The organism is Pseudomonas sp. NFACC42-2, assembly GCF_900116055.1.
GTDB lineage: Bacteria > Pseudomonadota > Gammaproteobacteria > Pseudomonadales > Pseudomonadaceae > Aquipseudomonas > Aquipseudomonas marginalis.
In genome coordinates this window covers 312183-338193 of the sequence record NZ_FOZO01000002.1, presented here as the reverse complement: position 1 = coordinate 338193, position 26011 = coordinate 312183, and the positions used below count along the sequence as shown (strand labels likewise).

20 protein-coding genes, 1 tRNA gene and 1 pseudogene are annotated in these 26011 nt (G+C 55.7%); 17 read left to right on the top strand and 5 right to left on the bottom strand.

Translation table 11 applies throughout. The annotated features are described in order from the left end of the window. Nucleotides 1–16 precede the first annotated feature (16 nt). Nucleotides 17–1159 carry an FMN-dependent L-lactate dehydrogenase LldD gene (gene lldD / locus BM416_RS05400; protein WP_092486309.1) on the bottom strand — a complete coding sequence of 381 codons (1143 nt, stop codon included), beginning with the start codon at nt 1157–1159 and terminating at the stop codon, nt 17–19. Nucleotides 1160–1259: 100 nt separating this feature from the next. Between lldD and BM416_RS05395 the strand changes: the two genes are divergently transcribed. From BM416_RS05395 to BM416_RS05370, 7 genes and pseudogenes are all read left to right on the top strand, one after another. Next, on the top strand, nt 1260–2156 hold the full coding sequence (locus BM416_RS05395) for a LysR family transcriptional regulator (protein WP_092486306.1): 897 nt from the start codon (nt 1260–1262) through the stop codon (nt 2154–2156). 60 nt (nt 2157–2216) lie between these two features. Beyond that, nucleotides 2217–2292: transfer RNA gene (locus BM416_RS05390), tRNA-Asn, on the top strand. Between the two features lie 122 nt (nt 2293–2414). Beyond that, a pseudogene (locus tag BM416_RS30780) lies at nt 2415–2507 on the top strand (ParA family protein); the annotation flags it as partial. 315 nt (nt 2508–2822) lie between these two features. Next, nucleotides 2823–4544 carry a ShlB/FhaC/HecB family hemolysin secretion/activation protein gene (locus BM416_RS05385; RefSeq protein ID WP_092486304.1) on the top strand — a complete coding sequence of 574 codons (1722 nt, stop codon included), beginning with the start codon at nt 2823–2825 and terminating at the stop codon, nt 4542–4544. Nucleotides 4545–4577: 33 nt separating this feature from the next. Further along, a complete protein-coding gene (locus BM416_RS05380) occupies nt 4578–12308 on the top strand; it encodes a two-partner secretion domain-containing protein (protein WP_092486302.1) in 7731 nt (2576 codons plus the stop codon). 88 nt (nt 12309–12396) lie between these two features. Then, nucleotides 12397–12720, top strand: a complete 324-nt coding sequence (locus tag BM416_RS05375; RefSeq protein WP_175539037.1) for a hypothetical protein — start codon at nt 12397–12399, stop codon at nt 12718–12720. 627 nt (nt 12721–13347) lie between these two features. Next, entirely contained in the window at nt 13348–13548 is a 201-nt protein-coding gene (locus BM416_RS05370; RefSeq protein ID WP_092486296.1) for a hypothetical protein, read from the top strand. Between the two features lie 710 nt (nt 13549–14258). Here BM416_RS05370 and BM416_RS05360 read toward each other — a convergent pair. Both BM416_RS05360 and tnpB read right to left on the bottom strand, forming a co-directional pair. Then, complete coding sequence (locus tag BM416_RS05360; RefSeq protein WP_092486293.1) at nt 14259–15770, bottom strand: IS66 family transposase; 1512 nt, start codon at nt 15768–15770, stop codon at nt 14259–14261. 18 nt (nt 15771–15788) lie between these two features. Next, on the bottom strand, nt 15789–16148 hold the full coding sequence (tnpB, locus tag BM416_RS05355) for an IS66 family insertion sequence element accessory protein TnpB (protein WP_256577456.1): 360 nt from the start codon (nt 16146–16148) through the stop codon (nt 15789–15791). A gap of 287 nt (nt 16149–16435) precedes the next feature. Between tnpB and imm2 the strand changes: the two genes are divergently transcribed. From imm2 to BM416_RS05320, 7 genes are all read left to right on the top strand, one after another. After that, nucleotides 16436–16792, top strand: coding sequence for an Imm2 family immunity protein (imm2, locus tag BM416_RS05350; RefSeq protein WP_175539036.1), 357 nt, complete (start codon nt 16436–16438; stop codon nt 16790–16792). 476 nt (nt 16793–17268) lie between these two features. Then, nucleotides 17269–17727 carry a hypothetical protein gene (locus BM416_RS05345; RefSeq protein WP_092486291.1) on the top strand — a complete coding sequence of 153 codons (459 nt, stop codon included), beginning with the start codon at nt 17269–17271 and terminating at the stop codon, nt 17725–17727. 173 nt (nt 17728–17900) lie between these two features. Further along, nucleotides 17901–18554, top strand: coding sequence for a DUF6990 domain-containing protein (locus BM416_RS05340; RefSeq protein ID WP_256577454.1), 654 nt, complete (start codon nt 17901–17903; stop codon nt 18552–18554). 249 nt (nt 18555–18803) lie between these two features. Continuing rightward, nucleotides 18804–19010 carry a hypothetical protein gene (locus tag BM416_RS30775; RefSeq protein ID WP_235865603.1) on the top strand — a complete coding sequence of 69 codons (207 nt, stop codon included), beginning with the start codon at nt 18804–18806 and terminating at the stop codon, nt 19008–19010. A gap of 30 nt (nt 19011–19040) precedes the next feature. Next, nucleotides 19041–19178 (top strand): hypothetical protein, encoded by a 138-nt coding sequence (locus tag BM416_RS30770; protein ID WP_235865602.1) that lies wholly within the window; start codon nt 19041–19043, stop codon nt 19176–19178. A 326-nt stretch (nt 19179–19504) separates the two neighbouring features. Then, a complete protein-coding gene (locus tag BM416_RS05330) occupies nt 19505–19858 on the top strand; it encodes a hypothetical protein (protein WP_256577453.1) in 354 nt (117 codons plus the stop codon). A gap of 491 nt (nt 19859–20349) precedes the next feature. Beyond that, nucleotides 20350–20625, top strand: coding sequence for a ParA family protein (locus BM416_RS05320; RefSeq protein ID WP_371856039.1), 276 nt, complete (start codon nt 20350–20352; stop codon nt 20623–20625). Between the two features lie 39 nt (nt 20626–20664). On the opposite strand, the gene BM416_RS05315 is transcribed toward BM416_RS05320, so the two are convergent. Beyond that, nucleotides 20665–21558, bottom strand: coding sequence for a LysR family transcriptional regulator (locus BM416_RS05315; protein WP_027603978.1), 894 nt, complete (start codon nt 21556–21558; stop codon nt 20665–20667). 94 nt (nt 21559–21652) lie between these two features. Here BM416_RS05315 and BM416_RS05310 point away from each other — a divergent pair, with 94 nt between their 5' ends. Further along, nucleotides 21653–22819, top strand: coding sequence for an MFS transporter (locus BM416_RS05310; protein ID WP_092486288.1), 1167 nt, complete (start codon nt 21653–21655; stop codon nt 22817–22819). A gap of 297 nt (nt 22820–23116) precedes the next feature. Here BM416_RS05310 and BM416_RS05305 read toward each other — a convergent pair whose 3' ends face one another. Beyond that, a complete protein-coding gene (locus BM416_RS05305) occupies nt 23117–24049 on the bottom strand; it encodes a LysR family transcriptional regulator (RefSeq protein ID WP_092486284.1) in 933 nt (310 codons plus the stop codon). A 109-nt stretch (nt 24050–24158) separates the two neighbouring features. Between BM416_RS05305 and BM416_RS05300 the strand changes: the two genes are divergently transcribed. Both BM416_RS05300 and BM416_RS05295 read left to right on the top strand, forming a co-directional pair. Beyond that, nucleotides 24159–25244, top strand: coding sequence for a TauD/TfdA family dioxygenase (locus BM416_RS05300; RefSeq protein WP_092486281.1), 1086 nt, complete (start codon nt 24159–24161; stop codon nt 25242–25244). 4 nt (nt 25245–25248) lie between these two features. Continuing rightward, the gene (locus BM416_RS05295) at nt 25249–26007 is read left to right on the top strand and encodes a sulfite exporter TauE/SafE family protein (protein ID WP_092486278.1); all 759 of its coding nucleotides are present in this window, start codon (nt 25249–25251) and stop codon (nt 26005–26007) included. Nucleotides 26008–26011: the final 4 nt, after the last annotated feature.

The following is a 26011-nucleotide window of genomic DNA, read 5'->3' as shown; positions in this document are numbered from 1 at the left end:
TAAGCACTGACGTCAGTTATTTGGCTGACTGCACCAGCGTGCTGTGGTCAATCTGGTCGATGGACGTGACACCGGTCAACGTCATGGCCACGCGCATTTCCTTGGCGAAGATGTCCAGCAGGTTCTCTACCCCGTGCTGCCCGTCGGCGGCCAGTGCATAGGCGGTGGCGCGTCCGAGCAGGCACGCCTTGGCGCCGAGGGCGAGCATGCGCACCACATCCAGCCCGGAACGGATGCCGGAGTCCACCAGCACCGTCAGGTCATCGCCCACGACATCTGCAATCGGTGGCAGAGCCTTGGCGGTGGACAGCACACCGTCCAGTTGACGGCCGCCATGGTTGGAAACCACGATGCCATCGGCGCCGAAACTCACTGCGTCCCTGGCGTCCTGAGGGTCGAGGATGCCCTTGATGATCATCGGGCCTTTCCAGAAGTCGCGGATCCACTCCAGGTCTTTCCAACTGATGGAGGGGTCGAAGTTATTGGCCAGCCAGCCGATGTAATCTTCCAGGTGAGTGGGTTTGCCGAGGTACCTGGAGATATTGCCCAGGTCGTGGGGGCGGCCCATGAGCCCTACGTCGAATGCCCATTGCGGCTTGGTGACGGCCTGCAACATGCGCCGCTGCGCCGCGAACGGCCCGGACATGCCCGAGTGGGCATCGCGGTAGCGCGCGCCCGGTGTGGGCATGTCCACGGTGAACACCAGGGTGGTAACCCCCGCCGCCTGGGCCCGCTCCAGGGCATTGCGCATAAAGCCCCGGTCCTTGAGCACATACAGCTGGAACCAGATTGACTGCGGGCTCTGCGACGCCACTTCTTCAATCGAACACACCGACACCGTCGACAGGCAGAAGGGGATGCCCTTGTTCGCCGCCGCCTTTGCCGCCTGCACTTCGCCGCGCCGCGCATACATGCCGGTCAAGCCGACAGGGCTGAGGATGACCGGCATGTCCAGGGTCTGGCCGAACAGCGTGGTCTTGAGGCTGAGGTTGTCGACATTGCGCAGCACCCGTTGGCGCAGGCTGATCTCGGCCAGGTCCGAACTGTTCGCGCGCATCGTGTGCTCGGCGTAGGCACCGCCGTCGATGTAGTCGAACAGGAAGCGCGGCAGCTTGCGTTTGGCCGCTGCGCGGTAGTCGGAGGCGGACGAGATGATCATTAAGCGTGTCTCCACAAGGCTGGGCGGGTCAGGATAGGCAAATATCTGTCATGATAAAAACAACTTTTATCGCTAGATCTCAGTCGCTAAGGGAATACCCATGAACTTGAGAACGTTGCGCACCTTCGTCGAAGTGGTGCGCCAGGGCGGATTCTCCCAGGCCGCCGACGTGGTGGCCTTGACCCAATCCACGGTGAGCAAGGCGGTCAAGACCCTGGAGGAAGAACTCGGCATGCCGCTGCTCGATCGCCTGGGTCACCGCAACGAACTCACCGCCGCGGGTGAGATCGCCTACCGCCGCGCCCTGGTACTGCTCGCCGAACACCATGACCTGGTCGCCGAGATCAACGACCTGCGCGGCCTCAAGCGCGGCGTGTTGCGCATCGGCCTGCCACCGGTGGGGTGCGGGGTGTTGTTCGCGCAGATGTTTGCCACCTATCGCAGTCGTTACCCGGACATCGACATCGAACTCACCGAATACGGTAGCAAGAGATTGCGCGAGTGCCTGGAAGCGGGGGAGGTCGACCTCGCTGCGTTGCTGCTGCCGGTGGATGCAGGCTTCGATTATCAGCCCGTGCGCAACGAACCGCTGATGGCCGTACTGCCCAGGAGCCACGCCCTGGCCCAGCGTCAACGCATCGACTTCGCCGACCTGGCGGATTCGCCGTTCATCCTGTTCGAAGCCGGCTTCGCCCTGAACGCCAAGATCCTCGCCGCCTGCGAGCGCAAAGGCGTGATACCCCGTGTGGCGGCGCGCAGCGGGCAGATCGACTTCATCGTCGACCTGGTCGCCGCCGGCCTCGGCGTCGCCTTCCTGCCCCGCATGCTGGCGCACAAGCATCAACACGCAGGCATCGCCCTGATCCCCCTCGACGAACCCCACACCGACTGGCACATCGCCCTGGCCTGGCGCGCCAGCGCCCACCTGCCCCCCGCCGTGCGCGCCTGGCTGGACCTGGCCAAGGAGCAGCAGCTTTCAACCGGTCATCCGGATTAATCGTCCAGGCCGTCAGGGAAAGCTTGACTTCTCCTTTTCAATCAGTAACATACGGCGCATTCCGCGATAGCTCAGTTGGTAGAGCAAATGACTGTTAATCATTGGGTCCCTGGTTCGAGTCCAGGTCGTGGAGCCAGATAGGGAAAAGCCTGCAGCGATGCAGGCTTTTTTTTGCCTTGGATTTTTCCGGGGTGATCAAAGCGCACAGCGTGGCCAGCATGAATGCATCTCAAATCCTACGATTCAGAGGTAAATATCATGAAAGTCACTGCGGTCGTTTCAACCAAAGGCGGGCCGGGTAAAACCACGGTTGGCGTCAATCTGGGCGCGTTCTGCGCCGATGATGGGGTATACCTCACTGGCTGCACCCCTCTAAAAAAGACAATCAGACAGTAGCATCACGATTGAGCGGTTTTCTGCCATGAAAAAACTGTCGGCTATGCCAAAGGCGCGAACTTACCCCCTACTTGCTTTGCCAGGTACCGACCTGGAATAGATATTCGAGATTTCTGTTAAGTGATTGATGTTAAAGATCTTAATTTTTCAGACTGCAGGTGATCGTGTGTCACCACTGAAACAAAGTTGTACATTTAATTGACGCCACTAAAACGCCACCATATGCTCCCTGTCAATTAGTGGCACTAGGCCATATAGAGGGATCTGGAAATGTGGCGTTTGGTGCTTCGGGCCAGGCTCGGCCTTCTTTTCGCTTTGTTTTGCTTGGGCGCAGCCGGTATGGCTCAAGGCGCTACCCCGCAGAACACGCCTGGCGTCACCGATCTGATCCGCGATCGTCAGGATCGCCTGCTCGAAGAGCAACAACGCCGGCTCGAAGAGCTCAAGGACTTGCCCGGCAAGGCCGCACCTCCTACAAAGTCGGCAGCTCCCGTCGAGACCCGTTGCTTCCCTATCAAAACCATCGAACTCACCGGTGCCCACGCGCTGTCCGAGGGCGAGCGCGACAACCTGCTCAAGCCCTACATCGGCCAATGCCTCGGCGTGCCCCAGCTGAACGAAGTGCTCAAGGTCATCACCGACCGCTACCTTGAGAAAGGGCTCGTCACCAGCCGCGCCTACCTGCCGCAACAGGATCTCTCCAGCGGCGTCCTCAAAATCCAAGTCGTCGAGGGCAATCTGGAAAGTTTGAAGGGCGCAGAAGGCAGCGGCATCACCGACCGCCAACTGTTTATGAGCTTTCCGGGCAAGACGGGCGAGTTGCTTAACCTGCGCGAGATCGAGCAGATGGTCGACCAACTGAACCGTCTGCCGTCCAACCAGGCGCAGATGGAGTTAGCCCCCGGCAAAGAAGTGGGCGGCAGCGACGTGCTGGTCAAAAACACCCCGCAGAAACCCTGGCGCGTCGGCCTGTCCCGCCACAACGGTGGCCAGCGCGCCACCGGTGAACAGCAGTGGGGCGCCAGCCTGGATTGGGACAACCCGCTGGGCCTGGCGGACCAACTCTCGATGCGCGGCGGCCACGATGCCGTCAGCGACCACCAGAAAACCTCGCGCAACTCGATGCTCAATTACAACCTGCCATTTGGCTGGTGGAACCTCAATTACAGCTACAGCGAAACCGAATACCGCTCTCTGGCCCAAGCCAGCGGTTTCAACTTCAAGCAGTCCGGCGACAGCCAGAACCACCAACTGCGCCTGGAACGGGTGATTCACCGCGACGCCCTGAGCAAAACCTCCCTCAGCACCGGCGTGGCGTACCTGCGCACCAACAACTTCATCGAAGACAGCAAGCTCGCGTTGGGCAGTAACCGCCTTAGCGAAGCCCAGTTCGGCATCAACCATGGTCGACGTATCGGCGGCTCATTCCTCAACATCGACCTGGGCATGCAGGACGGCATTGGCGCATTCGACGCCCAGGCCAATCACAACCCGCGCCCCGGCCAGGCCGATGCGCGCTACCGCAAATACACCGCGACCCTTAGCTACCTGTACCCGTTCAAACTATGGGGCGAGTCGTTCAGTTTCAGCAGCCTGATGACCGGCCAGCGCAGCGAAGATGTGCTGTTCAGCCCGCAGCGCATGAGCCTGGGCGGGCAGTCATCGATACGTGGTTACAAGGATCAAAGCCTGGCCGGCGATAGCGGCGGCTACTGGCGCAACGACCTGCGCTGGAGCCGCCCGGTGACCATCGCGTGGTTGCAGCCGGTATTCAATGAATACGGCACCAGCCTTGGTTATGACCAAGGCGTGATCAGCCATGGCCGCTACAACGCCGAACAGCACGGACGCATGAGCAGCAACTCCGCGGAGTTGTTCGCGCGTGGCCAGAACGTCGCCGCCTCGATGACCTTTGCACACTCTTTGGAACGCCCGGGGCCGATCACTGAGCGTGAAGCGCCGGTTTATTTCCGTATGGATTTCTTTCTTTAAATTATTTACCGCCTTCGGGCCTCGGGATTTGACATGGACGTTCGTCAGTTCGCCTTTCTTGCGCGCCAACCTTCTGCGGCCTTGAAAACGCGCTCCACTTTCCTGGGACTGCCCAAGCGCGGCTTGGCGTTGATCCTGGCCAACGCGATGTTCTGGCAGCCGTTGCTGGCCCAGGCGGATGGGATTGTGGTGAGCGCACCGGGCACAACGCTGGGCCAGGCGGGTAACGGCGTACCCATCGTCAATATCGCGGCGCCCAATGGCAGCGGGTTGTCCCATAACCAGTTCCAGGATTACAACGTCGGCCAGCAGGGCGTCATCCTCAACAACGCCACCAGCCGCACCCAGTCGACCCAGTTGGGCGGAATTATCCTCGGCAACCAGAACCTCAACGGCACAGCAGCCAGCGTGATCCTCAACGAGGTCAACGGCGGCAGCCCGAGTCAGTTGCGCGGGTACACCGAGGTGGCGGGGCAATCGGCCCACGTGATCGTGGCCAACCCGTATGGTGTCACCTGCAACGGTTGCGGTTTTATCAACACGCCGCAGGCCACGTTGACCACCGGCAAGGCGGTGATCGAAAACGGCCAGATCACTCGCTACCAAGTTGATCAGGGTAGCGTCGCCATCGAAGGTGCGGGCCTTAATGCCAACAACATCGATCGCTTCGAAATCATCACCCGCTCGGCCAAGATCAACGCTGAGATCCAGGCCAAGAATCTGACGATTATTGCCGGTGCCAATGATGTCGATGCCAAGACCCTCAAAGCCACCGCACGCGCCGCCGATCCTGCGACCAAGCCGCAATTGGCCATCGATTCCTCGGCCCTGGGTGGCATGTATGCCGGGGCGATCAAGCTGGTCAGCAGTGAAGCTGGGGTCGGGGTAAAGCTTGACGGGAAAATGGCCGCCAGCGCGGGCGATATTCAGATCGCCGCCAATGGCGACCTGACCGTTGCGCAACTCGCTGCCACTGACGCAGTGACCGTCAAAGCTGCCAGTACCGATATGCAGGGCACGGTTTACGGCAGTAGCGTGAACTTGCAGGCCCGCGATGCGCTGAGTATCCAGCAAAACATCGCGGCTCGTGACCAGATCGAACTTCGTACCCAGGGGCAGTTGACCAACAACGCGATCATCGAAGTGGGCGTCAACGACGACAACACCCGCAATACCACGGGCGATATCAAGATCCGCGCCCAGGACATGCGTAACAACGGCAGTGTGGTTGCCAGCCATGACGTGCGTGTTTCGGTGGATCAAGCCCTGGATAACACCGGCGGTATTGTCAGCGCGCAACGTCTCGCGAAAATTACCGCAGGTACGCTGGATAACCGCAATGGCGGCAAGGTGCTCAGCGCTGATAAGGCCCGCATCAACGCAGATAATCTCCTCAATGCCCAAGGCAAAATTTATAGCCAGGGCGACTTGCGCATTGTCAGCGCAGACTTGGATAACCGCGGCGGTGCAATCGCCAGCAAGGCAAGTATCCGGCTGACTGGCGGCAGACTCAACAACAGCGACAACGGCAGCTTGATCGGCGAGCAAACGCTCACCATCAAAGCCGATCAGGTGCTTAACCAACTAGGCCTGATCTCTGGGTTGCAGGGCCTTGAAGTCAAAGGCGGCAAGCTCGACAACAGCAACCACGGCAAGCTCTCCAGCCTCAACGGCGAGGTCAGCGTCAAGCTCAGCGGCGACCTGGACAACAGCAACGCAGGCGCGCTGGTTAGCCAAAAAGCGCTGACGGTCAGCGCGGACAACATCGATAACCGGCAGGGTAGCCTGTCCAGCGGAGCAGGACAGACGCTCACCGTCAACGGTGTGTTGGATAACAGCGACAAGGGCCAGATCGACAGCGCAGAGTCGCTGGTTGTCGCCGCCATGACGCTGCGCAACGTCGGCGGCACCATCAGCTCCCAACTCGGCCTGACCGTCACCGGTACCGATGTGGACAACACTGCCGGCAGCATCGCGACCAACGCAGAGGCCACCCTTGATCTGCTGGGCACCCTGACCAACACCAAGGGCACAGTCGCCAGTGTGGGAGACCTGCTGCTCAAGCGAGCCGATCAGGTCGATAACCAGGGCGGTCAGCTCGCCAGCCAGAGCATGATGACGCTGCTTATCGGTGGCCTGGACAACCGTAACGGCGGCACAGTCGCCGCCAACGGTCAGCTTCTGTTGACGGCCGCCGGCAAGGTGCAGAATGACAACGACGGTCTGATCTACAGCAAGAACGCAAACCTCAACCTGCATGTCGCCAGCGTGGAGAACAGCAACGGCACGCTGCAAAGCCAAACGACGCTGGTGCTTGAAACCAAAGGTGATGTCGACAACCTCGACGGCAAAATCATCGCCCAGGACGGCGAACTGAGCGTTACCGCCGACAACGTGGATAACCGTGGCGGCACGCTGTCCAGCCTGAAAAACGCCTTCACCGCACGCCTTGTTGGCGTACTCAAGAACGGTTACGACCTCGACGGCAAAGGCGGCACGGTCCAGGCGAGCGCGCTTGATTTGCGCGCGCTGGCAGGTATCAACAACAACGGCGGACGCATCGCTGCACAAGATGGTGACGCGCTGATCGACACCCGAACTGCTGACTTCGATAACCGCAAGGGTGGGCTCTATGCAAAGCAGGGCGTGCTCGTCACCGGCAACAACTTCGACAACAGCGGCGATAAAGGTGGCCAAATCTCCGGCCAGATAATCGACCTGACCCTCGACGGTGATTTGAACAACCGACTCGGCATTATCGAAAGCGACAGTACCCTAACGATCACAGCGGCCAGCATCGACAACCAGACCGGCAAACTGCGCGCACTCGGCAACAGTGGCATCACCCGCTTCCAGATTGGTGGGCGGCTGAATAACCAGAGCGGCATGCTGGAGACGGCAAACAACGATATCAACCTCACGACCGGCAGTTTGCTGAACACTGGCGGTAGCATCGTGCATGCCGGCAAAGGCAACTTTGGTGTGGCCAGCAGCGATGTAATGAACGCCGGCGGCAGCTTCACCACGGGCGGTGACCTGACTCTGGATGCCGAAAGCTGGACAAACAGCGGGGTCATTCAGGCCGGGACGCTCAACGTCAACATTAAGGACTTCACACAAACCGCTACCGGGCAATTGTTGGCGTCGACGGCGTTTGTCGGTACAGGCGACACCTGGGTCAATGACGGCGTGATCGGCAGCGACGGGACGCTGGGCCTGAAGTTGACCGGTGGCTACTCGGGCAGCGGCCGGATGAGCAGCCTGGCCGAGCTGAAAGTGGCTGCCTCTCAGCTGGACCTCGGCGCTACCGCCAGTATCACGGGCGGCGGTAAAACCGATATCAATGTCATCGGCCAGTTGAATAACTACGGCCGATTGACCTCTGGCAGCGATATGACCGTGACCGCCACGGGCCTCGCCAACTACGGGGCCCTGGCGGCCTCGCAAGACCTAGTGATCAACGCTGAGACACTCCTTAACGATCAGGCCGAAGACGGCAGCCGCGGCTTCATATTCAGCGGTCGGAATATGAGCCTCCAGGCGAACAGCATCAAAAACCGCTACGCCGACATCTACAGCATTGGCAATCTTATCGTCACAGGCAGAGCGCCAGGCAGCTCAGCCCAACGCCTGGAAAACCGCTCCGGCAGCATCGAGGCCGGCGGCGACATCAACGTCGACGCCGCAAACTTCGCTAACCAGCGCGACAAATTCAGCATGGAGCAGGTGGTCGTAGGCGGCTTCATGACCATGTCCTGCGTACAACACTGTGACGGCCCTGAAAGCCCACGTGTGCGTGGCCCGGTATTCATTTACAAAACAGTTGAAAGCACCGTGAGCGTTGACTCACCCATGGCCACATTTGTGTCGGGGCACAACCTCACGGTTAACAGCACAAGCGTCCTCAACCAATACAGCCTGCTGTCGGCGGCAAACGACCTATCCATCACCAGCACCAACATCACCAACCAGGCGGCTCTTTCCGCGTCGGGCACATCCGGTCACGAGGTGGGCGCCGGTAACTGGGTTTCGGGGAGTGACTTTTACCGGTTGATGAGCGATGTACGCACCTACAACAACCAGCATCCGAGTTCGGGTCCGTTTGATCCCGTGGCGTTTGGCCAACTGGTCGCGAAGTTTGATCCTTCCTTGTTTTATGGCATCAACGACCCTGTGACGGTACAGGCCGATGGCAAAGCGGCTGCACCGGCCATCATCCAGGCTGGCGGCGCCTCCAAAGTTTCAGCAAGTAACGACATCAGCAATCTGGTGGTTCAGAAAACCACGACTGCCGTTGACGAGCGGTCAGCGAACACCAGCGTTTTCAGCGTGACCCAACCTTCAACCGTCTTGCTCAACCGCCAGTTGCCGCCGGACCTGGCACAACTGCAAGTTGACCCAACTGCGTTGCCGGGTTTCAGCCTGCCGACGGGTCAAAACGGCTTGTTCCGACTAAACGCCCAAGACACCTCGGGTGCGGCCGTCAGCCAAATCGTGGGCGTGCAAGGCCTCCCTAACAGCGTGACGGCGGTCAAGCCGCCGAAGTACCTGATCGAAACCAACCCCGCACTCACCGACCTCAAGCAATTCATGAGTTCGGACTACTTGCTCACACGCCTTGGCTACGACCCCGATACCAGCGCCAAGCGCCTCGGTGACGGGCTCTACGAACAACGCTTGGTACAGCAAGCTGTGGTCGCTCGCACCGGCCAAGCCTTCATCGATGGCCAGACCTCCAATGAGGATCAGTTCAAGTACCTGATGAACAACGCCATCGCGAGTAAGAATGAACTCAATCTCGCAGTTGGTGTGACCCTGACGTCGCAACAGGTCGCGGCGCTGACTCACGACATAGTCTGGCTTGAAGAACATGAGGTTAATGGCGAGAAGGTGCTGGTGCCTGTGTTGTACATGGCGCAGGCCAATAATCGGCTGGCACCTAATGGGGCGCTGATTCAAGGCACCGATTTGACGATGATCGCCGGCAAGAACCTGACCAATGCCGGTACGTTGAAAGCCACCAATAACCTGTCTGCCGTTGCTGGCCAGGATCTGGTTAGCAACGGGCTGGTGCAGGCTGGCGGGCGACTTGATCTGTTGGCCAGCAAGGACCTAACCAACAAGGCGGGCGGCGTTATTGCCGGTAAGGATGTGGCGTTAACGGCGCTCACCGGCGATGTCACAAACGAGCGCACGGTGACTTCGTCGCAGATTGCTTATGGGAAAGACCTGGTACGCAACGACTACGTCGACAGCGCGGCTCGCGTCGAGTCGGCCAACGACCTGAATATTTCGGCGGGGCGAGATATCAATAACATCGGTGGCGCACTGCAAAGTGGGCGTGACGTGATCTTGGGCGCCAGTCGGGACGTGAACATCGCTTCCGCGCAGGCCACCAATAGTCTGGGTCGCGGCGTCAACCGCAACAGCAGCAGCACTACTCAGTACAGCGCCAGTATCAGTGCCGGGAGGGACGTTTCGGTTCAGGCTGGCCGCGATGTTACGGTTGTTGCGGGCGACATCGATGCTGAGCGGGATATCGCCATGGTCGGGGCGGGTGACGTAACTATTGCTTCAGCCGCAGATGAAAACCATTTTCTCTTCAAAAGTAAAAAGCTGACGATTCAGGAGGACCACGTCCGGCAGGTCGCGAGCAGTATAAGCGCTGGTGGGAATGTGGCCGTGACGGCCGGTAAAGACATGGCGGTGATCTCCAGCAGCATTACTGCTGGCAAGGAAGCGTATCTCGCAGCGGGTAACAAACTTGGAGTTTTCGCCGCTCAGAACAGTGATTACTCTCTTTACGATGAAAAGAGCAAAGGCTCTTTCGGCGCCAAGAAAACCAAGCGTGACGAAGTCACGCAAGTTACCAATATCAGTAGTCAGATCACCTCTGGCGGCGACATGGTGCTCGCCAGCGGTGGAAACCAGCGTTATCAGGTTGCTAGGCTCAACAGCGGCGAAGACCTGATTATCAATAGTGGCGGTTCAGTGACCTTTGAGGCAGTCAAGGATCTGCATCAGGAGAGCCACGAGAAGAGCAGTACTAGCCTGGCTTGGACATCGATGTCGACCAAAAGCGCGACCGATGAAACTCTGCGTCAGAGCCAGATTACTGCCAAGGGACAACTGGTGATCAATGCTGTTGAAGGCCTGCACATTGACGTGAAACAGGTCAATCAGCAGACCGTCAGCCAAGCGATTGATGCGATGGTCAAGGCCGATCCAGCTCTTGCGTGGATGAAGGAGGCAGAGAAGCGCGGTGACGTGGACTGGCGCATGGTCAAGGAGGTGCACGAGTCCTTCAAGTACAGTCATTCGGGGCTGGGAGCTGGTGCTCAGGTAATCCTTGCCATCGCTCTATCTCTGGTAATGGGGCCAGCAGGTCTTGGGCTTAGTCCTATGCAGGCAGCAGTGGCTGTCAGTCTATCCAGCACAGCAATCAACAGTACGATTTCCAACAAGGGCAACCTGGGTATTGCGCTCAAGGATACTTTCAGCGGCAGTAGCCTGAAAAATGCTGCTATCGCAGGTGTTACGGCAGGTCTTATCGATTATGCAGACACCAAATGGTTTTCCGGCACTAGCGGAGCGGCGAATGGTGGATCGAAAGTCATCAGCACTGGGCCGTTGCAGAACCCAGGTTATGCTTCCAGTATGCTCAGCCCGGAAAACTGGGCGGATACCCTATTGCGCAGCGGCACTCATGCCCTGATCAATAGTGGTGTGTCTACTGCTATCAATGGTGGAAGTTTTGGCTCGAACCTAGGAGATGCGTTGATCGGTGAGGGCATCGATCTTGGCGCCGCTTTAGGTAACAAGGCAATTGGTGATTTGGCGGCGGGACTGGAAGTAGCGCCTAAGATTGCTGAGAAGCTGATCCTGCATGCGGCGTTGGGCGGTTTGATCGCCAAGGCTCGCGGTGAGAGTTTTGCCAGCGGAGCCATCGCAGGCGGTGTGGCTGAGGGCCTGACGCCTATTGCGAATGGTCTACTGTCAGAGTTCGTCAGCTCCCGCTTTGATGCGACTGACTTGAGCGCCGCAGGAAGCCAACTGAAAATCGGCACAGCGCAGATCATTGGATTGATTGCGGCCGGTGTGGCGGGTGGAAATCCAGCGACGGGCAGCCTGATTGGTGGGACGGCGGAGAAGTACAATGACCAAGGGTTCCACCTTGATCCTACGGATCAGTTTGATGACAACGGGATGTCGATTCAGCAACCCGTAGCAGAAATCGACAAGCTGAAAGAGAACATATCCCTGCTTATACTGACGGGGCTTTTTCCTGAATTTTTAGGGGCGCGGGCAGCTGTCTGGCTGGAGAGAATCACTGGTATGTTCAGTGAGTCTACGGAAGGGGCATTATCAGGTGCGGGGACCAGAGCTGGAGCGGGCGGCGCGATTGACGTTGGGGTTGGTTCAGAGGTCGCGTCAGGCGGAGCGGCTAGCGCTGGGTCAGAGATCGCGTCGGGTGGCGCAGTCGACATCGTCGCTGGTTCAAGTGCGGCTTCTAAAGAAATCAAAGTGGTGGATGGCTTCTACCAGTCGGAAGGAACTCCATTCAAATTTTCCGAATATTATTACAACCGTTTGTGGGCAACGGGACGTGGCGGCCCTTTTGTTCAAGCAGAGGAAGTCCTAAAAACAGCAACAACGGTGACACCCGATAGAATGGCAGGGTTTTACCGTTACACAAATGGGTCGATGGAGATGGTTTATAATCCTGTGACCAAAGAAGTTTGGCATATTCAACCTTTGAGATAGCTAATTTATGTGTATGCAGACCCTGCAAGTCATTTATTATTTGTATGTGAAGCAGGGGGGGCAGCGGACCCCTGTGCTGGAGCGCCTTATGAGTTACAAAGAGGAGGAATTTGTTTTTTCACAAGATTTTTTACGCAACGAACCTGAAATGTATAAGTTGCTCTTTTCGGTGGAGTGTGAAAGTTGTATTAAAGGTGTATATGAGAAGTTATTTGCCGAGATGAAAGGCTTAGCGTTTATGGAGGCAGGGGGGGTTATAGGAGGATTAAGTTTTCTTCAATATGTTGGTGCCACGGCGCTGTGGCGATTTAATTGTGATTTAGATTGTGAGTTGGAGAGTTTTGTTAGAGGGTTTGATCGGTTGGATCTAGCGGTGGAGAAAGAGAGGCTTTATATGCTGGCTCAATCCTAGGGGCGAATTTTTGTTAAGATGCCGAATGATAAGTCTCAAAGGGTCTGGAAGTGGGGGGTATTTATGCGGCGAATTATATTGGTTCGAATTCTGGTTCTGGTTGGACGGTACAAATAAATATTGGGGATAAACTGTTTGGTCAAGATGGTGTGCTGTATCGGAAGCCTTCGAATACAACGCATATATCTGTGGATTTCTAGATATGAAAAACTATGCATATTACGCCGCTCTACCAGACTTTGTGAGCAGTAGGGAGCTTGATGCAGAGTTCGTGGAGCTGTTGGTTGAATTTGAATCTAAAAGTATTGTTGAGGCGGATTTTATATAATTTTTTGGAAAAATTGGACAGATTTTAATGGCACTTACTTAACAGGTAACCCTCTGTTCCTTCTGAAAAAATTGAGAAAGGCTGGCCTTGGTCTACGGTGATAGTTGCGAACACACACCAATATGAAAGAAAACGGGGTCAGACCACGCATTTATAAAGGCCAGCAACAATTGCTCTTTAAAAATGAGAATGGTGGTCTGCCCTAATTTTCTTGCTTGCCCCCAATTTTTATTCGATGGTAAAACCTTATTTCGTCCTACAGGAGGGCGTGCATATTTTGATAGTTTGAAGTGAGAATAATGAAAATCATTGAATCTGTATCTAATCAGACTAGCATCAGTATCGGGCGTGAGGAGCTTTTGCTCATTTATACGGCTTTGAATGAAATATGTAATGGTATAGAAGTTTTTGAGTTTGAAACTCGAATCGGGGTTAATAGGGGACGAGCTTTAGACTTTATGAGCGAGGTCGGAATACTGCTTGATCGGATTGAAGGGTGAACAGAGTAAGGGGTTGACCCTCCGTTTCCTCGATTCTTCTTAAGGAAAATTAAGAAGTTGGAGTTATGGGAGAAGCCTGGGTCGCGGTAGGGACGGCAGTTACCTGCCGCCCCCCGCACAGATCCGTACGTGCGGAACTACCGCATACGGCTCCTGCCTTGGGTACGTGACGCGAAGCGATCCTCCGGGTATGGGTGTGCATTTCTGGGTCTAGGTATGTAGAGGTCGGCAAGACGTCCGTAACGTGACCATTGAAGCCGATTACGCTGGCTGCGACGCTTAAGGGCTTGCCGCCAGAGACGGCACACCGCCAAACGAAAACCACCAAGACGTATCAGGTTCCCCGGTACCGCGTGGTAATTGAAGTAACCGCTTACCACACGTTTGAGCCATTGCCCTTGAACCCGGACAAGGTCATGACGCCGGCGTCTCAGCTCCTCGCGGATAGCAAGAAGCGTCGCACGCATACGCTTTTTGACGGTCAGTCGCAGTACTTGGAAGTCACCCCGTCGGCTGACACTACAACAGTGGGCAAGGCCCAGAAAATCAAAAGTCTCCGGTTTTATCAAGCCCCGCTTCCTGCGATTCATCACGGCGAAACGACCGAACTCAATCAGCCGAGTCTTCGCGGGGTTAAGCGATAACCCGAACCTGGCCAACCGTTTCGTAAGCGCTCCATAAACCCCACCGATTTGAAGTGGGCGGCGCAGTCAGCTAGATGACGACGGCGAACAGTTCCATGGCAGTAGGGCCTCGTAATCCTCAACCGAGGACGCTGTTGGCAAGCGCTCAAGCGCGTGGCGCAGCCACGCATAAGGCTCTTGGCCGTTGGCTTTGGCTGTCTCGACCAAGCTATAAAGCTGAGCGCTGGCCTTCGCGCCTCTAGGCATGTCGCTAAAAAGCCAGTTCTTTCTTCCGATCACGAAGGGGTGGATGGCTCGTTCGGCCCTGTTGTTGTCGATAGGCAGGTAGCCTTCCTCGACATACCGTTCAAGCTTGTCCCAGTTGTTTGCCAGGTAGGTAACTGCTTTGCCAAGTGCATTCTGCGTAGTCACATAGGGCAGCGTTTTGTGCAGCCACTCTCTGAGTTGTCCCATTACGTGGCAGCTCAAGTCCTGGCGAGCTTTTTTGCGCGCCTCATCGCTTTTCTCTTTGTAAGCGATTTCAATACCGTACAGTTTGCTGATCAGTTTCAACGCGATATCTGCCCGTCCCGTCTTGCCTTTGGGTTGCACTTTTTGTGCCTCAACGAACTTGCGACGAGCATGGGCCCAGCATCCCAGGCGCTCAATACCAAGTTGAGCATCCAGCGCGTTGTAACCGGCGTAATCATCGGTCATGAGATAGCCACGATAGCCATCAAGCAGACGTGCAGGTACATCCTGCGCTCGGCTGGTGGAGTAGTCGAAAAGAATCACAGGCTTATCGGGCGGGCCGCCGGTTTGAACCCACATCCATGACTGGCTGCTCGGCTCTCGGTCAGGCTCTTTCAGCACCTGCACACGAGTTTCATCGCAGTGGATGACACGGCTGGCCAACAGGTTGTCGCGCATTAAATTCAGGAGTGGCTGGAAGTGCTCGCCGCACTGGATAACCCAGCGTGCCAAGGTCTGACGAGGGATATCGATGCCATGGCGACCCAGTACATTTTCAAAGCGGTGAAGTGGCAAGCCGTCCACGTATTTGGTGGTCAGCAGCATCGCCAGAACGCTTGGACTGGCCATGCTTTTTTCAATCAACTGGGCTGGTTTATCCGCAGTGACCGGCGCCGTTTCGCAGTCGCGACAGCCGTAGACTTTACGAACGTGTTTGATGACCCGAATCTGCATCGGCACGATTTCAAGTTGCTCGCTGACTTCTTCGCCAATCGCGTGTTTACGGCAGCCGCAGACGCAGCTCAGTTCATGCTCGGGAAGTTCGTGGATGACTTCGATACGTGGCAGGTCAGCAGGCAGCGGCTTGCGTTTACCCCGACGTTTGATGGGTGAGACGACCTCTTCATCAGCATCTTCGCCGGCAGGTTCGGCAACGCTTTCCGCTTCGTTGAAAAGGGCCATCTGTGGCGTAGCAGGGTCGGCCGCTTGCTCGGACTTGCGGCCAAACAAACGCTGACGTAGCAGCGCATTTTCCTCCTCCAACAAACCGACCCGCGACTGCATCTGCGCAAGCATTTGCTTGAGCAATTGGGGATCGTCGGGGAGGTTTTCGGGCATGGAGTGCATGCCCTGGATTATACCGAATCAGGCCACAAATCGCGGCGTCAAAACCTGATGAGGGCGGTTACGCCAGAGGTCAAAGCCGTCGAGCATCCAGTTGAGTTCCTGAACAGTCAGGACAATCGCCGCGTCGGTGGCATCTGGCGAAGTTTTGAATCGCTCGGACTCCAAGCGTTTTAGCCAAAGGCAGAAGCCGTTGCGCTCCCAGTACAAAATTTTCACTCGATTACGTGGCTTATTGAGGAAGACGAAGAGCACCGGGTCGAAAACGGCGACCTTGATGTCCAGCTCAACCAAGGCAGCCAGGCCGTCGATGGGTTTTCGGAAGTCGACCGGCTTGGGGTACAGATACACTTTTTCGACTTTGGCGTCGGGTCGCATCATGGCGAACGGGCTCCTGAGAGAATCGGGAGCACAGCATCCGACATCAGCTTAGCGCTTTGAATGTGGGGTTCATGGAGCGCTTACAAACATTCAGCTACGATGCGTTTAACAAAACGGGGTATTGGAGCGCCATGATGTGGGATTCCGGAAGTAGAGTAGGGTATTGGGTTGTTGTTAATGGTCTCGATGACGCGGATCGCGTAATTATTCAGGGCGAAGTATCCTAATGTCACTTTGAATATTTTCGATAATCAGGGCGCTATGTTGCGTCCACCAAGGAAGACTCCGTGATAGAAGAAAGAGTGACTTACGCTGAAATCAGGGCTTGGTTTTTGGGCAGTTACTACAGCTACTGCAGAATAAAGCTTAGGCATCGAAGCGCTTGGGTCGAAGGTGAAAGCGAAGTAGGCTTTGCCTATAGTGAACTTGAAAATTCCTTCGACCTGCCAGTTGAGAAGTTGATGCTTGAAGTTTTAGCTCTTGTTCTTTCTGCGGGTCGATCTTCCGAGAGTGTCAGGAAATATCATATGGATGCTGCCTTAAAGCTGATCGAGCAGATTGACCTTGCCTCTATGCTGAAAGAACTGACTCCGGAAGAGGCAGCAGACCTTGTTGAGGATCTTCGATTATTAGGGATTTGTTAGGCTCTGTACGAACAGTAATTGCTGCATATTGCGCTTACAGGAGCGGTGCTTAGGCGATCTCAGTGATTGCACTAAAGGACAATATTAACTTTCCAGAATCATAGCCGGCCCCTAAGGAATACCTATGAATCTATTGCCTCCATGCTGATTATTTTTAAATCGCCATAGGTCAGCAAAGAAGGGGGAGATTTTTAAGTGGCTCCATTCACGCCAGCAGTTTTGAAGGCGATCGAAAAATTTGAGTGTTACGCAGAAGCTTTGTCTGGCCTCGTGTAGCCGACAGTAATTGTCTACTACGTGCTGACGCACGGGCAGTCGAGCAAACACTGATCGATTACCATGGCCTTGGTAAAGATGGCGGCACGTTAATTAATATGATCAACTTTATATCGTCTGTCAAAAAACCGACTAAGTATGAGCAGGGTTTGATTCGCGTCGCCGAGCTGTTGAAAAAAGCTGGATATGAAGGATTTTAAATGTCTAAGAAGATAAAGCTGGGCGACATTTTGCAGGTGTTAACCTCGCAGGGTGTCGCATATGCGCAAGTTACTCATAAGCATCCGGAATTTGGTTTTTTAATTCGTGTTTTTCCCGGATTTCATAATGAACACCCAAAAGATTTTTCGGTTTTTGTTGATAGTGAACCACAATTTTCCGCATTCTTTGTTGTTCAAAGTGCGGTAAATCAAGGGCTTCTATCCGTTGTGGCAAATGTTCCGGTTCCCGAAAGGTTACAAATGTTTCCTACGTTCCGCTCCAGGAATGGCGGGCCGGGAGGCTCTATTTGGCTTTGGAATGGAAGCGAAGCACTTCGGCTGGAGAGAAAGATTAGCTCGGAAGAGCTGAAGGATTCCATAAGAGGAATTATCAGCGCGCCATTGCTTGTTGAGCGTATTGAAAAGAATTACAGAGCCGAGACCCATGAAATTTGGTGAGTTGTAGAAGTTTCACTTGATCTGACACTTTCTACACCGGCCTTGCGCCGGTGTTTTTGCACCCTATTTGCATTAGGATTATTGAGGTTAAGTTAGGGAGTGCGGACATAAGTATTCGTCAGTCCGAGATTTCCCCTCAAATAAAAAATGGGAATTCAATTTCTAGGGGCAAAGTGGCTGAAAGCTTTGGCCTGAAGTCGGGTGTGCCGTTAAAGGAGCAAGGGTATCCTAACGGAATTTCCATTGAGATTATGAATTTTTCCTGGTGCCAAATAATGAAAGAAAAAGATATTGTTTCCATCTTGAAGGAGCAGGGCTGGGTTTGTAATAAGGATGAAGTTGGTGATTATTTTTGCCTCGCCGATGTCGGAGAGGTTCAACTTCAGGTTATCCCATCTGTAGGTAAGCGCTCGGACCATTTTCGAGCTTCGCTTATGCCCTCCATTTCGTCTAGAGAATTTTCTGAGGCTGTTTCTTTTATACTTGGTGATGACAGTAGCAATGCTCCAATTATAGTTAGTAATGGAGCTCCGGAGAAATTTTCGAGTTTTTCTAGTGATGACATTATTAGGTTGTCTGATAAGGCTATCTCTTGGGCTCGCTCTCAAAATATTGACGAGGGGTTGAGGGTTTATAGAGCGCTGCCAACAGATGTTAAAGGTGCAATGCCAATCCGACATTTGGCTGCACTAGCAATGGCTGGTGATACTGGGCGTTTAGATGAGTATAAGAAGAGTTTTGAGATGGGTGATAGGATGGGATTTGTGCCTTACGTTACTTCCGAGATGATTGATCGAGCACTTATGGTCGCTCAGAAAAGTAAATAACCATCCGGTTAAAAACGAGCTACCGAGCCGTGGAGCAATCGGGGTGAGAAATCGGGGGCAGACCACGTTTTTATAAAGCCCAGCAGAGTTACTCATTTAAAAATGAGAGTGTTGGTCTGGCCCCTATTTTCTCCTATTTGCTCATCCAAATCCTCACCATCATGTGCGAGATGTGGACAGGAATCAGAACGTTAAGGGCACGAGACCTGGCGTGCATCCTTATTATTAAGGAAGAAAATATGCGAGCACTTGAAAAAAGTTTTGAAGGCGTTGAAAACGCTTTTCATTATTTCTGATTTTGATTTTTATAATCTAAATCTTGTGTTGGGGCTCAGCGTGCAGCGTGAAAATGGCGGGCAAATAATTGATGCTTATAAAGTTGACCTTGAGATGCTTTATGAGTCTGAACAGTCGGCGTTTGAAGTTGTTTTAGGGTTTACGGGGGTTCACTGCTAAAAAATTCCTGAAGTGTGTGGGAGCTTTTACTTGAGCGAAATTGAAATGGATGATGTCTCGGCTGATCAACTTAAGGGTGTTAAATATAGTCTGAAAGACTATGGTGGTACGGGGTTTGAGGTGCTTGCTCAAGGTCTATCAGTTATAAAATGCAAGCCTCTTCAGTGACATTGGTCAATGGCGGTTGCACGAAGATTTTGTGCGTGGAATATATGGTTTTGGGTTTTGGGTTAGTGCTAGCGCTAGCGCAATAAATAATCCTGTCCGCTAGTCAACTAGAGTGGAGGTGTGGTGTTTTTAGTGAGTGGTGGGGTCAGGCAACGTTTTTACTATTTGGCTATCTCGTAGTTAAGTGTGTGCTGGTTCGCTGCCTACTGTGGTAAAAGTTAAAGAAAATAGTCATGGGTTTTTGAGTTGTAGCCGGTTTTAGTGGAGTCAAGATGAGGTTGGTGAGTCTTAAAGCCGACCTTATATCCATTGATGTAAGGAGTAAGATGAGTATTCAGTTTTTTTTGGAAGAATCAACTGGGGTAGCAATACCTTGGTGTAGCACGGATGCGTTGGGGCCTGATGATGTAGATATTCTTGCTTGCCTATTGATCGACGATGGAGGGGGACCTTTTGTCGAAACTATTCCTTGGCTAGACGAGGGCCTGAATAGATTGATAGCAGTGAGGCGAGAGGATGAGGTCTCCACTGAATGGGCCCGCGATGCCTGGGCAACCCATATTTCGAAAAGTGGAGTTAAAATTTATTCACTTTATGATGAGGACTTCTCAATAACTATAAGTTTGGATGACTTCGAACGAGCCTTACGCGGTTGGAAGGACTTTCTTCTGTCATTGTAGGTAGGGAAGGCTGCTGGATAGGGCGTCAGCAAACGAGGTCAGCTCACGATTCCATTCTTTGGTGGTTTAGTAATTTTAAATATAGTCTGTCCTTTAGTACTGTAGCTACGAATTGCCACAACTTTGGAGTAACGCCATCTGGCAGTCGAACCGCTCAGACACGCATTGGAGACGGCCCGTTAGCTGACTGCTGCCGCCTCCTTTTCCTACAAGTCATTGCTTTGCCACGCTTTGACAACCCAATCCAACACGACTAACTTTCGTGGCGTGCTGAGCTCATACAGCGCACGCTATGCAGTAACCCTATATATCCACCACGTTCTTCCGTGGCACCGTTGCGACTAACAGCTAGCAAATGACTGTTAATCATTGGGTCCCTGGTTCGAGTCCAGGTCGTGGAGCCAGATAGGGAAAAAGCCTGCAGCGATGCAGGCTTTTTTTTGCCTTGGATTTTTCCGGGGTGATCAAAGCGCACAGAGTGACCCGCATGAATGCATCTCAAATCCTACGATTCCGAGGTCAATATCATGAAAGTCACTGCGGTCGTTTCAACCAAAGCCGGGCCAGGTAAAACCACGGTTGGCGTCAATCTGGGCGCGTTCTGCGCCGATGCAGGGATCCGTACCCTGCTCATCGATCTGGATAATCAGCCGTCGCTGTCGTCGTTCTATGCGCTATCGCATGAGGCGCCCGGTGGAATCTCGCGAACAACGAGACCCGGGCCGCCCAGGTCATTTCGCACACCAGCATTCCTAATCTCTCACTGATCCATTCCAATGGTTCGTTCAATCAGCTGACGCCACCGCTCACATCCGGTGATGCTCCAGCAAGAAGTCTACGAACAACCGCACTCGCGCCGGCATTGCCGAGCCGCCTACGAACACCGCATGAATCGGTTCCCGGTCGCCGGGGTTCCAGGCTTCCAGCAGCGGTATCAGGTCACCGCGCTGCAGATCCTCGCTCACGCTGAACTCGCCGATACGCGCAATGCCCGCACCTACTCGCGCAAGTTGTGCCAGCGCTTCACCACTGCTGCACTCGATGTTGCCGCAGACCTTCAGGGAGAACTCTCTTGCGTCGCGGATGAACGGCCAGTTGGGTTCGGCACGCCGGAAGTTGAAGCGCAGGCAGTTATGCCGTAGCAGGTCTTCCGGTTCGCGAGGGATGCCGTGGCGTTGCAGATACTCGGGCGATGCCACCACTACCTGGCCGGTGTCGCCGATCCTGCGCGCGGTCAGCGGGCTGTCGGGCAGATGGCCAAAACGTACCGCCACATCGGCCTGGCCGCCGAGAATATCGACCACTTCGTCGCCGAGGGTGAGGTCGACCAAGATGTTCGGATGGCGGGCGCTGAATGCCGCCACCAGGGGGACGATGGCCAGCCGTCCGTGGCCCAGGGCGGCACTGACTCGCAATCGGCCCCTGGGTACGCCCTGGTCGGCGATGGCTTCTTCCACCTCCGCCATATCGGCCAGGATACGTCGGGCGCCGCGCAGGAAAGCCTCGCCCTCGGCAGTGAAGCTGATCGCTCGGGTGGTGCGCAACAGCAGCCGGGTGCCAAGGCGCTGTTCGGTACGCGCGATGATCCGACTGACCGCCGAGGGTGTGAGCCCTAATGCACGCGCGGCAGCCGATAGGCTGCCTTCCTGCGCCACGGTGGCGAACACGAGCATGTCACCGGATCTGCCGTTGAAGTCCATTTGTGCTCCTTACGCATAGGTGATTGCCAGAAATGCTATCTACCGCCTTAAAACGCTGGATCGTAGCATTGGCGGCATAGATAAGGAGCCTTCCATGCGTATCAATCCACCACTTGTCGCACTTGCCATAGGTGCCTTTGGCATCGGTGTTACCGAGTTCGCCCCCATGGGCATGTTGCCGGGCATCGCTGCGGATCTCGGCGTTTCTATTCCCGCCGCGGGCCTGTTGGTCAGTGCTTACGCCCTGGGTGTACTGCTCGGCGCGCCGCTGATGACCCTGACTACCGGCAGGATCCCCCGGCGCTATCTGCTGATCGGACTCATGGCGATTTTCACCCTGGGTAATCTGATGTCAGCCCTGGCGACCGATTACTACAGCCTCATGATCGCCAGGGTGGTGACCTCACTGAACCACGGTGCGTTCTTTGGCGTTGGCTCTATCGTTGCTGCCAGCGTGGTCGCCCCAGAGAAACGTGCCGGAGCGGTCGCGGCAATGTTTATGGGCCTCACCCTGGCGACCATTGGCGGTGTGCCGCTGGCCGCCTGGTTTGGCGAAATGTTCGGTTGGCGCACTGCATTCTGGGGCATTACCGGCCTCGGCGTGGTCGCCATGGCCGCGTTATGGTTCGCCCTGCCCAACCTGAAGGCGCCGCCAGGCGTTGGTGTAATGGCCGAAATTCGGGTACTGGGCCGTGGCCCGGTGCTGGGCGCGTTGGCCCTCACGGTAGTCGGCTCGGGCGCAATGTTTACCGTCTTCACCTACATCGCGCCGATCCTTAGCAGCGAGACTCACGCGTCCACCGCCTACATAACCGCCATGCTGGTTCTGTTCGGTGTGGGCCTGACACTGGGCAACATGTGGGGCGGCAAGGCCGCCGACCGCTCGATAGATCGCACACTGATCGTTTCGCTGAGCGTGCTGATTCTCGTGTTGCTGGCGTTTACGGCACTGATGCGTTGGCCGCTGCCGGCGGCCGTTGCCATCCTGATATGGGGTATCGCCAGTTTCGCCTTGGTGCCGCCACTACAGATGCGCGTCATGGAAGCTGCCAAGGACGCGCCCAATCTGGCCTCGGCGGTGAACATCGGTGCGTTTAACTTCGGCAATGCGATTGGTGCGGCACTGGGCGGTGCGGTGATCAATGCAGGGCTAGGTTATCCGGCGATTTCCCTGGCTGGAGCGGCAGTGGCGGGGCTAGGGCTGCTGATGGTGCTGGGATTTGCCTGGCGTTCCAGAAAGATTGCAACTGCATGGGTGTGAGCTTGATGGGAGAGCCAGTCACTCAGTTGCTCCGTGACTTCCATTGTGATTTTGGCATGACCAAATTGGATGGCTGAATCGCCGAGTAACACACGCTTTGCTTGCCCGCGGGAGCACTTAGAGTGGAGCCCAATATAGCGTTTGAACAAGGAGTCTAAGGTCAGCGCCTACACCCTTTACCTTCCTCCCATGACGCCTCATTAATGAACGTAGCCTTGCAGGCTGGAGATATCTACGGTGCCGGGGCGATTCAGAATGCTTGAATGAATCCCCCTCACAGCGACTCGAGGGCCGACTTCATAGAGGTGCTGAGCCGCGTTTACATTCGAGGCGTTCACCTAAGCCACGGATCATCTCCATCAATGCCTTCACCCGCAGCGGCAAGTTTCCGGCCGGGTATACCGCGTGCATCTGTGGGCTCTCACCGCTGCTGGAGGTGAGCTTGTACTCAGGACACACCCGGAGCAGGCGCCCAGTTTCCACTTCGGGTTCCGCCATCCAATCCGCCAGGCGGGCGATCCCGACGCCCGCCAGGGCTGCCTGGAATACCGCCAGGCCGGAGCTGAACCGAAATTTTGGATGAACCCGAAAGCTGATGGCCTGTTCCTCACTGCGAAAATTCCACTCCTTGAGAATCCGCGGCGCCGTATGCAGGATCAGCGAATGCGCCTCCAGTGCCTCGATGGAGTCGGGCATGCCGTTGCGCTCCAGGTAGCCGGGGCTGGCATACAGGTAACGTGAGTAACTCCACAGCGCAAAGCCGATCAAGTCGCTGGATTGTGGAAACGCGCCGCGAATCGAGAAGTCCAGCTTGCTCTTGGCCGGGTCGATGATCTCATCGGTGAAAATCACATCGATGTTAACGTCTGGATAACGCTCGCAGTATTGCGCGATCAACCGGGGCAATACCCCGTGTCCGAGAACCTCGGGGGCGGAAAAACGGATCCAGCCGGAGGCCAGGCCGCTGAGGCCGGCCAGGTCTTCATCCACCTCACGTTGCAGATCGAGCATTTTGTACGCGTGGGGCAATAAGCATTCGCCCGCTTCGGTCAAGCTCACGGCATTGGACGAGCGATTGAACAACTTGAGCCCCACACTTTCCTCCAGGGCTTGAACCGCACGGGTCAGTGCGCTGGGGGAGCGCCCCAGCGTCCGTGCCGCGGCGACGAAGCTGCGCTTGCGAGCCACGGTCGCGAAGGCTTCAAGTTCCCCCAACATATTCAATGCCACTTTCCACCTCATTGCATTTTTCACAACGCGGCATTGCAACACAAAAAAGGCCCTTCCGTTAACCTTCCCGTTCAACCCACAAGGATGGTGCAAACAGGAGCGCAAGGACGTGTCGAAGCTGGATGAAGTAATCGGGAAAGCCGCAGCGTGTATTGATGAAGTCATTCATGAAAGGCTGGAAAAAAAATCAGTGACTTCGACCCGACGGGAGATACCGCAAATTCATCTGTCGCTGGAAGAACAACGCACACTTCAGGCCGGGCTGGCATCGCTGGACGTGACCGATAGCGCCTCGGGGATCCGCCACATGCCGGTCCTGGGGCGGTTGCTGGAAAGTGTCCTGGGCAGCGAGAAAATTCAGCAGCTGCGCAATTTTCCACAGGCCCGTGACGTGGCGATGATCGTCAGGGGGCTGCCGCTGGACCCGCAACTGCCCGCCACGCCCTATGACCTGGAGCCGGGTATCGAGAACCTGTCGATTCTGGCCGGGGCTATTTTGTCCGTGCTGCACACTCTGCAAACCCGTCCGCTGGCGTACGAGGGTGAAAGCACCGACTCCGTGTTCCGTCACGTATCGCCCAAGCGCAAGCGGGAGACCGAAAAGAGCTCCTATGGCTCGCGGGCGGATCTGGACATGCATGTCGACAACCCTCACCTGCCTTTGATCTGCGAACCCGTCTCGCAGTTGTCGGCCTGTCCGGAGTACCTGTCCCTGACCGGCCTGCGCTGCGAGCTCGACGTGCCGACGCGCATCGTCGCCATTGACGAGGTGCTGGCCATTCTGCCGGCCTACGTCGAAGAAGAACTATCACGACCGAACTTCACCGTTCGCCGACCGGCCTCCTTCGGCAAACAGGGGAATGTGCTGGAAAACGTCCCCTTGCTCTACAGAAGCGCAACCGATGGCCTGTATTGCCGCTACAACAAAGCGAGTGTCGAAGCGACCTGCGCCCCTGCGCAGTTTGCCCTCCAGCTGTTCGCCGCCGCCGCCAATCATCCCGATGTCGTGCACCACATCATGCTGCAACCGGGGGACATGCTGATCTTCAAGAACCAGCAAACCCTGCATGCCCGGGATGGTTTTACCCCCCGCTACGACGGCCGTGATCGCTGGATGTTGCGTGTCTTCGGGGTCAATGATCCGGCACGTGTGGTACCGCTGGATCCTCATCAGCCCTACATAGTCAGAGCCTGATTTCATGGTCGATATTGTCATCCTTTGCGTGTTCGCCTTCGCCGCCGGCCTGATCGATGCGGCGGTGGGCGGCGGCGGACTGATCCAGATTCCCGCGCTATTCAACGTGCTACCCACCGCTCAACCGGCGGCGCTGCTGGGTACCAATAAGGTCGCGGCCGCCTGCGGTACCGCATTCGCGGCCCGGTCCTTCGTGCGCAAGGTGGTGATCGACTGGGGGCTTGTGATCCCCGCCGCCTGCGCGGCCTTTGTCATGGCCTTCTTCGGAGCCGCCACGGTGTCGTTCGTGCCCCAGTCGATGATCCGGCCGGCGGTGCTGGTGTTGATTGTGCTGATGGCGATCTACACCTTCTGGAAAAAAGATTTCGGCACCCTGCACAAACCCATGCGCATCGGTACCAAGGAAAAACTGCTGGCGATCGTCATCGGCGGCGCCATCGGTTTCTACGACGGTCTGTTCGGTCCCGGCACTGGCAGCTTCCTGATCTTCCTGTTTATCCGCTGCTTCGCCTTCGACTTTCTCCATGCCTCGGCATCGGCCAAGCTAGTGAACATCGCGACCAACGTAGCGGCACTGATATTCTTCATTCCGACGGGTAACGTGCTCTACCTGATCGCAATCCCCATGGCGGCATTCAACATCCTGGGCGCGCTCACCGGCACCTGGCTGGCGGTTCATAAAGGCGTGCCCTTTGTCCGGGCTCTATTCCTGGTGTTACTGGTGATTCTGATCAGCAAGCTGTCCTACGACCTGTTCCTGTAAACCA

Coding starts and splice junctions, on each gene's coding strand:
- lldD (WP_092486309.1), bottom strand. CDS start 1,159: ATGATCATCTCGTCCGCCTCCGACTACCGCGCAGCGGCCAAACGCAAG.
- BM416_RS05395 (WP_092486306.1), top strand. CDS start 1,260: ATGAACTTGAGAACGTTGCGCACCTTCGTCGAAGTGGTGCGCCAGGGC.
- BM416_RS05385 (WP_092486304.1), top strand. CDS start 2,823: ATGTGGCGTTTGGTGCTTCGGGCCAGGCTCGGCCTTCTTTTCGCTTTG.
- BM416_RS05380 (WP_092486302.1), top strand. CDS start 4,578: ATGGACGTTCGTCAGTTCGCCTTTCTTGCGCGCCAACCTTCTGCGGCC.
- BM416_RS05375 (WP_175539037.1), top strand. CDS start 12,397: ATGAGTTACAAAGAGGAGGAATTTGTTTTTTCACAAGATTTTTTACGC.
- BM416_RS05370 (WP_092486296.1), top strand. CDS start 13,348: ATGAAAATCATTGAATCTGTATCTAATCAGACTAGCATCAGTATCGGG.
- BM416_RS05360 (WP_092486293.1), bottom strand. CDS start 15,770: ATGCACTCCATGCCCGAAAACCTCCCCGACGATCCCCAATTGCTCAAG.
- tnpB (WP_256577456.1), bottom strand. CDS start 16,148: ATGATGCGACCCGACGCCAAAGTCGAAAAAGTGTATCTGTACCCCAAG.
- BM416_RS05345 (WP_092486291.1), top strand. CDS start 17,269: ATGTCTAAGAAGATAAAGCTGGGCGACATTTTGCAGGTGTTAACCTCG.
- BM416_RS05330 (WP_256577453.1), top strand. CDS start 19,505: ATGAGTATTCAGTTTTTTTTGGAAGAATCAACTGGGGTAGCAATACCT.
- BM416_RS05320 (WP_371856039.1), top strand. CDS start 20,350: ATGCATCTCAAATCCTACGATTCCGAGGTCAATATCATGAAAGTCACT.
- BM416_RS05315 (WP_027603978.1), bottom strand. CDS start 21,558: ATGGACTTCAACGGCAGATCCGGTGACATGCTCGTGTTCGCCACCGTG.
- BM416_RS05310 (WP_092486288.1), top strand. CDS start 21,653: ATGCGTATCAATCCACCACTTGTCGCACTTGCCATAGGTGCCTTTGGC.
- BM416_RS05295 (WP_092486278.1), top strand. CDS start 25,249: ATGGTCGATATTGTCATCCTTTGCGTGTTCGCCTTCGCCGCCGGCCTG.